We start from the raw sequence: 10,995 nt of genomic DNA on the forward strand, positions 1-10,995 counted from the left end.
ATGGGGATTTAACGGATGACACTGAAAAACACCGTCGGCTTGGCCATTGGTTCTCTGATTGCCGCCACTACGTTCGTCGCTCTGGAACAAGGCCAAGGCGCAGTTGAAATCGAAGGCTTCGCAAAGAAAGAACAATTCGACAGCGCTCGTAACTTCAAAAACAACGGCAACCTGTTCGGTGGCTCGATCGGTTACTTCCTGACCGACGACGTTGAACTGCGTCTGGGCTACGACGAAGTGCACAACGTGCGTTCCGACGACGGCCGTAACATCAAGGGCGCCAACACCGCTCTGGACGCTCTGTACCACTTCAACAACCCAGGCGACATGCTGCGTCCGTACGTATCGGCTGGTTTCTCCGATCAGAGCATCGGTCAGAACGGTTCCGGCGGTCGTGACCGCTCCACCTTCGCCAACGTTGGCGCTGGTGCAAAACTGTACTTCACCGACAACTTCTACGCCCGTGCCGGCGTTGAAGCTCAGTACAACATCGACCAGGGCGACACCGAGTGGGCTCCTAGCGTCGGTATCGGTGTGAACTTCGGTGGCGGCTCCAAGCCTGCTGCTGCTCCAGTTCCAGCACCAGCTGAAGTCTGCTCCGACAGCGACAACGATGGCGTTTGCGACAACGTTGACAAGTGCCCAGACACCCCAGCCAACGTAACTGTTGACGCTGATGGCTGCCCGGCAGTTGCTGAAGTTGTTCGTGGTGAGCTGGACGATAAGTTCGACTTCGACAAGTCGGTTGTGAAGCCAAACAGCTACGGCGACACCAAGAACCTGGCTGACTTCATGAAGCAGTACCCATCCACCACCACTACTGTTGAAGGTCACACTGACTCCGTCGGTCCTGACGCTTACAACCAGAAACTGTCTGAGCGTCGTGCAAACGCCGTTAAGCAAGTTCTGACCAACCAGTACGGTGTTGAATCGTCCCGCGTTCAGTCTGTTGGCTACGGCGAAACCCGCCCAGTTGCTGACAACAAAACTGAACAAGGCCGCGCTGTAAACCGTCGCGTAGAAGCGCAGGTTGAAGCTCAAGGTAAGTAATTACCCGCCGCTCTGAGAAAAGCCCGGCTTAGGCCGGGCTTTTCTTTGCCTGCGATTTGGCCTTACGGGACGCACGCGGTCCTTGTGTAGGAGCTGCCGCAGGCTGCGATCTTTTGATCTTCAACAGCAGCAGCCACTGCACCGATTACCAGAATGGCAGGGCTCTTGAGTTCAAACCTGCAAGCGTCGTCATTCATTGCCGTCAGATCACTCCGGCATTCCCGCTGCTGCGGCAATGACGCATTCTCGATCATTGCCACTGGCGTATCCGCCGCCATCCCGCCCGCCAACAACTGATCGCGAATCTCGCCCAGCTTGGCCACGCCCATGTAAATCACCAGCGTCGTCCCGCCCTGCGCCAATGCCCGCCAATTCAACTGGCTGTCATCTTGGGTATGCGCCGTCACCAGCGTCACGCCTCGCGCCACACCGCGCAACGTCAGCGGAATATCGCACTGAGTCGCCCCGGCCAGCCCGGCGGTAATGCCATTAACCAGCTCTACCTCAACCCCACGTTCTCGCAGCCACTGCGCCTCTTCACCGCCGCGCCCGAAAATACACGGATCGCCGCCCTTGAGCCGCACCACACACTTGCCGTGGCGGGCATAGCGCAGCATCAGCCGGTGGATAAACCCCTGTGGTGTCGAACGGCAACCACCGCGTTTGCCTACTGCGATGATGCGTGCGCCAAGGCAGTGTTCCAGCACCGCGTCGTTGACCAGATCATCGATCAGCACCACGTCCGCCTCGCGTAACGCGCGGACCGCTTTGAGTGTCAGCAACTCGGGATCACCGGGGCCTGCGCCCACCAGCCAGACTTTTGCATTCATGGTGTTTTCCTTATCAGATGACCGATGCCGGCTGGAGATCAGCGGTCAGCAAGCGCTTGATTTCGGGAACGCACGAGCCGCATTGCGTCCCGCATCCCAGTTGTTGTTTGAGGCCTTGCAAGTCGAGGCCTTGGCGGATCCCGGCACACACCGCGCTGTGACTGACGTTTTTGCAGTTGCATAGGGTTTTGCCCGGATTGGCCTGCAAACCGGTATTGCCCGGTGGTGCACTCATCGGGGCCAGAAGCCAGCGTCGCAGTTGTTCATCGGCGCGGCCCTCAAGCCACAAGCCTTGCAGCCAGTGCTGGGCCAAAGTCTCACCCGCGAGGCGGATCGCGGTGATTCGGCCGTTTTCGATGCGCACCCGCTTGCCAATGGCACGGCGCGGGTCGTCGTAGGCCAGAACCGGGCCGTCGAGCAGGGACAGGCACTGGTCGATATCGCGCAGCAGGTGTGGCTCCGGAGTCGTGGCGCTGGCAGCGCGTATCAGCAACGCCGATCGTTCGCGTCCGACAAGGCTGAGACTTACGTAGGAAAATGCCTCACAGAGCGGTCGTAGCGTCTCGAAATGCTGTTGAACATTGCCTTCGATGAGTGCGAACAAGTGCCAGGGCAAATTCACCGGTTCCAGTCGCACACCGCTGTGCTTGAGTTCGGGTTGCTTCGACAAAGGGTCGAAGGCCGGCAGAGTCAGACTGTTTACCCCGCCCTTGAGAAACCGGTCTCCCCAGTGCATCGGTAGAAAGGCCTGGCCCGGGCGCACGCTGTCATCGCTGCCGACTGCCACGATGACCGCACCGCGCCGACTCTTCAGATTGACCAGCTCCCCCGGCTGCAAGCGATGTCGGCGCATTTCGTCCGGATGCAAGCTCAACACTGCTTCGTTGACATGCCCGAACAATTGCGCGGCGGTGCCGGTGCGGCTCATACCGTGCCATTGATCGCGCAAGCGGCCAGTGATCAACGTCAGTGGAAAGCGTGCATCACGCTGTTCTTTGGCGGCGCGATACGGGTCGGCCACGAATTGCGCACGCCCGTTGGCGGTTTGGAAAATCCCGTCTTCGTACAATCGTGGTGTGCCTTTGCGGGCACCAACAGGGAATGGCCATTGCTGCGGTCCGATCTCGTCGATCAGCGCATGACTGATCCCGGACATATCCAGATCACGGCCGTGCGTCAGGCCTTTGAATTCATCGAACAACTGCGCAGGTTGGGTGAACGCAAACAGGCTCGGTTCAGTGGGGCGCAGACGTTTCTCCAGCCGTTGTGCGAAATCCACCGTGATCGCCCAATCCGGCCGCGCTTCACCCGGTGGGAGAATGGCCTTGCGCACATGGGAAATACGCCGTTCCGAATTGGTCACGGAGCCTTCCTTCTCCCCCCAGCTTGCAGCGGGCAGCAGCAGATCGGCGAACGCAGCGGTTTCTGTAGTGCGAAAGGCTTCCTGCAGAACCACAAACGGGCAGGCCTCAAGCGCTGCTCGCACTGATTGTTGATCCGGCATCGATTGCGCAGGGTTGGTGCAGGCAATCCACAGCGCCTTGATCTTGCCGCTACGCACCTTTTCGAACAGTTCGATGGCACTGAGACCGGTACTTTCCGGCAACCGATCAACGCCCCAATAAGCCGCCACTTCAGCACGATGCTCCGGGTTAGCCGCGTCACGATGCCCTGGCAACAGATTCGACAAACTACCGGTTTCGCGCCCGCCCATGGCATTCGGCTGACCGGTCAGGGAGAAAGGTCCTGCACCCGGACGGCCGATCTGTCCGGTAGCCAGATGCAGATTGATCAAGGCGCTGTTCTTCGCGCTACCCGCCGTGGATTGATTCAAACCCATGCACCATAGCGACAGAAAAGTCGGCGACGTGCCCACCCATTCAGCGCACTGCTGCAATTGCTCGACACTGATCCCGCACAGTTGCGAAACCATTTGCGGGGTGTAATCGCGCACCAGACTCTTCAGTTCGGCGAGGCCATCGGTGTGCGCCTTGATGAAGTCGCGGTCGATCCAGTCTTCCCACAGCAACAGATGCAAAATCCCATGAAACAACGCGACATCGGTGCCGGGCAGAATCGCCAGATGCAGGTCCGCGAGGTCGCAGGTGTCGGTGCGCCGAGGATCAATAACGACGACTTTCATCTGCGGACGGCGGGCCTTTGCCTCTTCCAGTCGCCGGAAAAGTACCGGATGGGCGTAGGCCATGTTACTGCCGACAATCATCACGCAATCACTGAGTTCCAGATCCTCATAGCTGCACGGCGGTGCATCGGCACCGAGGCTGCGTTTATAGCCGACCACCGCCGAAGACATGCACAGCCGGGAGTTGCTGTCGATGTTGTTGGTGCCGACCAGCGCCCGCGCCAGTTTGTTGAAGGCGTAGTAATCCTCGGTCAGCAGTTGTCCGGAGATGTAGAACCCCACGCTGTCCGGGCCGTGTTCGGCGATGGTTTCGGCGAACACATTGGCGGCATGTTCCAGCGCGGTGTCCCAGTCCGTGCGACTGCGCGCCAGGCCTTTGCCCAGGCGCAGTTCCGGATACAACGCCCGCGCCGCGAGGTCGCCGGTCAGGTGCAGGGTCGAGCCTTTGCTGCAGAGTTTGCCGAAGTTGGCCGGATGCGCCGGATCGCCGCTGACGCCGAGGATGCGCTCGCCGTCGTGCTCGATCAGCACGCCACAGCCGACCCCGCAATAACAGCAGGTCGAGGCGGTCGTCTGGCGGCTCATCAGATGGCGTCCCGCAGGGCCAGTTGCACGCGACCATTCTCGACCCGCGCCGGGTGGTGGTGAGCGCAACCGATGTCCGGCGCCTGCGCTTCGCCGGATTGCAGGTCGATCTGCCAGTTATGCAGCGGGCAGGCGACGCGTTTGCCGTAGATCAGACCTTGTGACAACGGCCCGCCTTTGTGTGGGCAGCGGTCGTCGAGGGCGAAAACCTCATCGTCGCTTGTACGAAAAATCGCGATGTCACCTTTTGGCCCGGCAATGATCCGGGAGCCGAGAGCATTGATCTCTTCAAGGGCACAGATATCGAGCCAGTTCATGCCGGCACCTCCAGGTTTTTCACAGGGATCACGTCGAATTCTTTCTTCAGTTGCGGCTGAGCCAGGCGTTCTTTCCATGGATCCTGTTCGAACGACAGCGAGAATTGCAGGCGTTCGTTCAGGGCCTTGCGACGCTCTGGATCTTCCAGCACAGCTTTCTTGATGTGTTCCATGCCGACTCGTTGCAGGTAGTGCACGGTGCGTTCGAGGTAGAAGGCTTCTTCGCGATAGAGCTGCAGGAAGGCGCCGTTGTATTCGCGGACCTCCTCAGCGGTTTTCAGCTTGATGAAGAATTCGGCGACCTCGGTTTTGATCCCGCCGTTACCGCCGATGTACATCTCCCAACCGGAGTCGACACCGATGATTCCTACGTCTTTGATCCCCGCTTCCGAACAGTTGCGTGGGCATCCGGAGACGGCGAGTTTCACTTTATGCGGCGACCACATGTTGAACAGATCGTGTTCCAGTTCGATGCCCAGTTGCGTCGAGTTTTGCGTGCCGAAGCGGCAGAACTCACTGCCGACGCAGGTTTTCACCGTGCGGATGGACTTGCCGTAGGCATGGCCGGACGGCATGTCGAGATCTTTCCACACTCCCGGCAAATCCTGCTTCTTGATCCCCAGCAAGTCGATGCGCTGCCCACCGGTGACCTTGACCATTGGCACTTGATACTTGTCGGCCACGTCGGCAATCCGCCGCAGTTCTGACGGATTGGTCACGCCGCCCCACATCCGTGGCACCACCGAATAAGTGCCGTCCTTCTGGATATTGGCGTGGGCGCGTTCGTTGATCAGGCGCGATTGCGGATCGTCCTTGGCTTCGCCGGGCCAGGTGGAAATCAGGTAATAGTTGAGGGCCGGGCGGCAAGTCGCGCAGCCGTTCGGGGTGCGCCAGTTCAGGTAACTCAAGGTGCCAGCGATGGTCAGCAGATGCTGCTCGCGAATCGCTTGGCGGATCTGGCCGTGGTTGAGGTCGCTGCAACCGCAGATGGCTTTTTCGCTTTTCGGTTTGACGTCTGCCGCGCCACCGACGGTGTTGATCAGAATCTGTTCGACCAGCCCGGCACAAGAGCCGCAGGAGCTGGCAGCCTTGGTGTGTTTCTTCACGTCATCGACGCTGAACAGCCCGTGTTCCTGAATGGCTTTGACGATGGTGCCTTTACACACGCCGTTGCAGCCGCAGACTTCTGCGGTGTCGGCCATGACCATGGCTTTGTCCTGGCCCTGATGTCCTACATCGCCAAGTGCGTTTTCTCCGAACATCAAATGATCGCGGATCTCGCCAATGGCGTGATTCTCACGAATCTGGCGGAAATACCAACCGCCATCCGCCGTATCGCCGTACAGACAGGCGCCGACCAGCACGTCATCCTTGATCACCAGTTTTTTGTACACCCCGCCGATCGGATCGGAGAGGGTGATGGTCTCGGTGCCTTCGCCGCCCATGAAGTCGCCAGCGGAAAAAAGGTCGATGCCAGTGACTTTCAGTTTGGTCGATGTCACCGAACCCTGATAACGGGCGAAACCCAATTGGGCGAGGTGGTTGGCGCACACCTTGGCCTGCTCGAACAGCGGCGCCACCAATCCATAAGCAATGCCGCGATGACTGGCACATTCACCGATGGCGTAGATGCGCGGATCGTAGGTTTGCAGTGTGTCATTGACCAGAATGCCGCGATTGCAAGGGATGCCAGCCTTTTCCGCCAGTTCGGTGTTGGGGCGAATGCCGGCGGCCATCACCACCAGATCGGCGGGGATGATGTCGCCGTTCTTGAATTGCACCGAGCCGACCCGGCCATTACCCGCGTCGTGCAGGGCTTGAGTCTGTTCGCACAGGCGAAAATGCAGGCCCCGCGATTCAAGGGCGGTTTGCAGCAATTGGCCGCTGGTTTTGTCCAGTTGTCGCTCCAGCAGCCATTCGCCGATGTGCACCACGGTGACGTGCATGCCGCGCAGCATCAAACCGTTGGCGGCTTCGAGACCGAGCAGGCCACCGCCGATGACCACCGCGTGTTTGTGGGTTTTCGCGGTGTCGATCATCGCCTGGGTGTCGGCGATATCGCGGTAGCCGATCACGCCGTGCAGGTTGTTGCCCGGGATCGGCAGGATGAATGGGGTCGAGCCGGTGGCGATCAGCAGGCGATCATATTCGGCTTCGCTGCCGTCCTCGGCGATCACCCGACGCTTGAGACGGTCGATCTCGACAACCTTGCGGTTGAGCAGCAACTTGATGTTGTTTTCCAGGTACCAGTCGAGATCGTTGAGCACGATCTCTTCGAATGTCTGCTCGCCGGCCAGCACCGGCGAGAGCAGGATGCGGTTGTAGTTGGTGTGCGGTTCGGCGCCGAAGACGGTGATGTCGTACAGCTCGTTGCTCAGTTTGAGCAGTTCTTCGAGGGTACGGACCCCGGCCATGCCATTGCCGATCATCACCAGTTTGAGTTTTTTCATCAGGTTCTCCGGGGAGCTGCGGCTGGCCTTTTGTGGACAGTCCGGCCTTGCTCGACAAATTTTGCGCAAACAAAAAAAGGCGTCCCGCTAGTTGCCTAGCGAGGACGCCTTTGTCCTGGTCCCGTTCTCTCGGGAAGCGCAGCCTTCGTCGTTGAAGGTTGGGCTTTATGTGTGTGCTGAAAGGGCTAATGCAGTGGTTGTGCCAAGTGGGAGGAGTGCCGGGTTTATTGGGGGTTACCGGATTTTAAAGATGTTTTTTGCACCGAATCGAAGCGGGGTGCTCGTTCGCGGGGCATTCAGGTAGATGAGCCTTTGGTGATTGGAGGGGCGCCATCGCGAGCAGGCTCACTCCCACAAGGGAATGCATTTCAAATTGTAGGAGTGAGCCTGCTCGCGATAGCCGCTGCACGGTCTCAGCCATGAAACAACAAAACCAGCAGCAGCAGATTCCCTAGCAAAGCCAGCAACGCCATCGTCCGCCAGACCTTCAATGGCTCACGCTCCAATAAAGGTCGGGGTCGTACGCTCAGACTGCGTCGTTCTCCCTGCTCCAACACCAGCAACCATTCCTCAGCTGTTTCAAAGCGCTGTTGTGGATCCGCCGCTACACCGCGCTCCAGACTCTGTGCCAGCCATTCCGGTAGATCAGGCCGATAGCGATTGGCACTCACCGGCACACCAAAACGCGGCCGTTGAAAGGCTTCGATCTCGCCGTAAGGAAAGTGCCCGGTCAGCAGGACATACAGGGTCACACCCACAGCATACAAATCCTGCTGAGCACTCGGCGGATCACCGCGAAACGCTTCCGGCGCTATATAACTCGGCGTCCCCGGCAACGTCGACGGCGCGTCTTCGGACAGGCCTGGACAATACGCCAGGCCAAAATCCAGCAAGCGCAGTTCGCCGTCGTCGCCCCAGTGCAGGTTTTCCGGTTTGATGTCCCGGTGCAAAATCTGCCGCCGATGCAGCAGCCCGACTGCGCGCAGCAGGCGTTCGGCGATGTCTCGCCATTGAGCCAAGGGTAGATGCCCGAGTTGCGCCAGCGTCGTCCCGGAATATTCGCGCATTACGTAGTACAAATGCTGACGCTGATTGCACGCATGAACTTCAGGAAAATGTCGGCCAGCCACACGCTTGAGGAACCACTCCTCAGACAACAAGGCTTGCCCGGCCTGAGGATCATCCGCCAGCCGCGCGGGCAACGTTTTCAGCAGCCAATTCAGGCCCTGACCGTCGACGATTCGATAAAGCAGCGATTGTTGGCTCTGGCTGACGATGCCTTGTACTCGCCAGCCTTCGAACGACTGGCCGGTTTTCAGCAGCGGCGGCAGTGGCCATTGCTGCAAATGAATCAGCGTATCGCCAATACTCGACTCACCCACCACATCGACCCGTACCAGCAATGCACTGGCGTTGTCCTGACTTCCCGCCAGGTGCGCGGCATTGACCAGCGTTTGTGCAGCACTGGTCAGCTCCGGCTGATCACGCAGAATGGCGGCAATGGCGGTATCGCCCAAGGTCGACCAGACACCGTCGCTGAGCAGGACAAAGCTTTCGCCTTCGCGCAGTTCACCGTCGAGAAAATCCAGTACCAGATGCTGATCCAGCCCGAGCGCACGCTTGAGCACGTGCTGCATGCCCGGCTGATCCCAGACGTGGTCCTCGGTGACTCGCTGCAAGCCCTCGGTGTGCCAGCGATAAACCCGGCAATCGCCGACATGGGCGAGAGTAAAGCGCCGGCCTCGCATGACCAAGGCGCTGACCGTGGTGAGCAACGGCTGCCCACCGCCATTGGCCTGTAACCAGCGATTTTGCGCGAGCAACAGGCGATCAAGCGCATGCGCCACGGTCCAGGTTTCCGGCGTGGCGTAATAGTCGAGCGCCAGGGCCTGCAAAGTCGAACGCGCCGCCAGGCCGCCATCAGCACACTGGCTGACGCCGTCGGCGATGGCGAACAGATAACCCTTGCTCGCCGCCAGCGCCGGTGCCGGTGTTACTGAACGCAAAGCGTCCTGATTCTCCGTGCGCGGACCGGTGGCGCTGGCTTCGGCGAAACTCAGTTGCAGGGCCATTGACGCTTCAGACCCGCGCTGCCGTTACCGCTGCCGAACCCCAAGTGGTTCTCCAGCGACGCTTGACGCCGTGCAGGCCAAACCACGCCAGCACACCGAGGCTGGCGAACAGCCACAGGGCCAATTGATAGCTGCCGGTGCTTTGTTTGATCGCACCCATGCCAGCCGCCAAAGCAAATCCACCGATACCGCCGGCCATGCCGATCAGCCCGGTCATCACGCCGATCTCCAGACGAAAACGCTGCGGCACCAGTTGGAAAACCGCACCGTTGCCGGCGCCCAGACCGAGCATGGTGCAGACGAAAAGGGCGAGAGCGGCGTAGGAACTTGGCAGGTTGAAACCGACAGCGGCGATGCAAATCGCCGCGACGGTATACATCGCCAGCAATGTGCGGATGCCGCCAAAACGGTCCGCCAGTGCGCCGCCCAGTGGTCGCATCAAACTACCGCCGAATACGCACGCGGCAGTGTAGTAACCGGCGGTCACCGGGCTCAAACCGTACTGATCGTTGAAATAGCCGGGCAGGGCGCTGGCCAGACCGATGAAACCGCCGAACGTCACGCTGTAGAAAAACATGAACCACCAACTATCTCGGTCGCCCAAGGCTTTGAAGTAGTCGGCCATAGCTTTGGCTTTCGGCCGTTGAGGCGCGTTTTTCGCCAGCCAGGCGAACAGCACTAGCGTCAGGATCAGCGGGATCAGAGCGAAACCGAAGACATTGCTCCAGCCAAACGAAGCGGCCAGCAACGGAGCGAGAAGGGCGGCGAATACGGTTCCAGAGTTGCCCGCACCGGCGATGCCCATGGCTTTGCCCTGATGCTGTGGCGGATACCATTGCGAGGCCAGCGGCAGGGCGACGGCGAACGAAGCGCCTGCCATGCCGAGAAACAGGCCGAGTATCAGCGCGTGTTCATAACTGTGAATGCCGATTTTCCAGGCGCCGAACAACGCGCAGATCACGATGACCTGGCCGATCAGACCGGCCGTTTTCGGTGACAAGCGATCGGCGAGCATGCCCATGATGAAACGCAGCACCGCGCCAGCGAGAATCGGCGTGGCGACGACGAGGCCACGTTGTTGGGTGGTCAGGTGCAGGTCGGCGGCAATCTGCACCGCTAGTGGGCCGAGCAGGTACCAGACCATGAAGCTCAGGTCGAAATACAGGAAGGCCGCGAACAGGGTCGGGGTGTGGCCGGATTTCCAGAAGCTTGAATTCATCGCGCACCTCAGCTGAAAAGAGTCTCGAAAGGAGTCATGCAACAGCAGGTGGGGCGCCGCCACGGCCGCACCACCGGCCCCGGTCTGTGGGGCCAAAACGCAAAAACGCCGCTACCTGATACGCCGGGTGGGGCGAACGGGTGAGCGACGTCTTTGTCGAGGGTGGGGCAACCGCCGTTGGTTACCTGTGCGTTTTACGTAGCGAGATTTGTGCCAACAGCCTGAAAATCAAAAGCCCCTCACTGTAGAGACCGGTACATCCTTTACACATTAGACCGGGGACATCGTTTACACCTTTTCCAGGCTTGCTACGCGTTTAGCGCCGCGTT

7 protein-coding genes are annotated in these 10,995 nt (G+C 59.7%); 1 reads left to right on the forward strand and 6 read right to left on the reverse strand.

Annotated features, from left to right (window positions below):
- Positions 1-15: 15 nt before the first annotated feature.
- Positions 16-1,050, forward strand: a complete 1,035-nt coding sequence (locus tag ACIOWE_RS28740) for an OmpA family protein (RefSeq protein ID WP_401398281.1) — start codon at positions 16-18, stop codon at positions 1,048-1,050.
- Between the two features lie 62 nt (positions 1,051-1,112).
- Here the strand turns inward: ACIOWE_RS28740 and cobA are convergent, their stop codons facing one another.
- The 6 genes from cobA to ACIOWE_RS28770 all read right to left on the reverse strand — a co-directional run bounded on the left by cobA (position 1,113) and on the right by ACIOWE_RS28770 (position 10,666).
- On the reverse strand, positions 1,113-1,880 hold the full coding sequence (gene cobA / locus ACIOWE_RS28745) for a uroporphyrinogen-III C-methyltransferase (protein WP_401398283.1): 768 nt from the start codon (positions 1,878-1,880) through the stop codon (positions 1,113-1,115).
- A 13-nt stretch (positions 1,881-1,893) separates the two neighbouring features.
- Positions 1,894-4,608 (reverse strand): molybdopterin-dependent oxidoreductase, encoded by a 2,715-nt coding sequence (locus ACIOWE_RS28750; RefSeq protein ID WP_401398285.1) that lies wholly within the window; start codon positions 4,606-4,608, stop codon positions 1,894-1,896.
- Positions 4,608-4,925 carry a nitrite reductase small subunit NirD gene (nirD, locus tag ACIOWE_RS28755; RefSeq protein WP_008076837.1) on the reverse strand — a complete coding sequence of 106 codons (318 nt, stop codon included), beginning with the start codon at positions 4,923-4,925 and terminating at the stop codon, positions 4,608-4,610. The genes ACIOWE_RS28750 and nirD overlap by 1 nt, the downstream gene beginning before the upstream one ends.
- Positions 4,922-7,375: a nitrite reductase large subunit NirB gene (gene nirB, locus ACIOWE_RS28760; protein WP_401398287.1), complete on the reverse strand. Its 2,454-nt coding sequence runs from the start codon at positions 7,373-7,375 to the stop codon at positions 4,922-4,924. Before nirB ends, nirD begins: the two co-directional genes overlap by 4 nt.
- A gap of 413 nt (positions 7,376-7,788) precedes the next feature.
- Entirely contained in the window at positions 7,789-9,447 is a 1,659-nt protein-coding gene (locus ACIOWE_RS28765; RefSeq protein WP_401398289.1) for a protein kinase, read from the reverse strand.
- Positions 9,448-9,454: 7 nt separating this feature from the next.
- Positions 9,455-10,666 carry a nitrate/nitrite transporter gene (locus ACIOWE_RS28770; RefSeq protein WP_401398291.1) on the reverse strand — a complete coding sequence of 404 codons (1,212 nt, stop codon included), beginning with the start codon at positions 10,664-10,666 and terminating at the stop codon, positions 9,455-9,457.
- Positions 10,667-10,995: the final 329 nt, after the last annotated feature.

The organism is Pseudomonas sp. NPDC087598 (assembly GCF_044743525.1).
Classification (GTDB): Bacteria; Pseudomonadota; Gammaproteobacteria; order Pseudomonadales; family Pseudomonadaceae; genus Aquipseudomonas.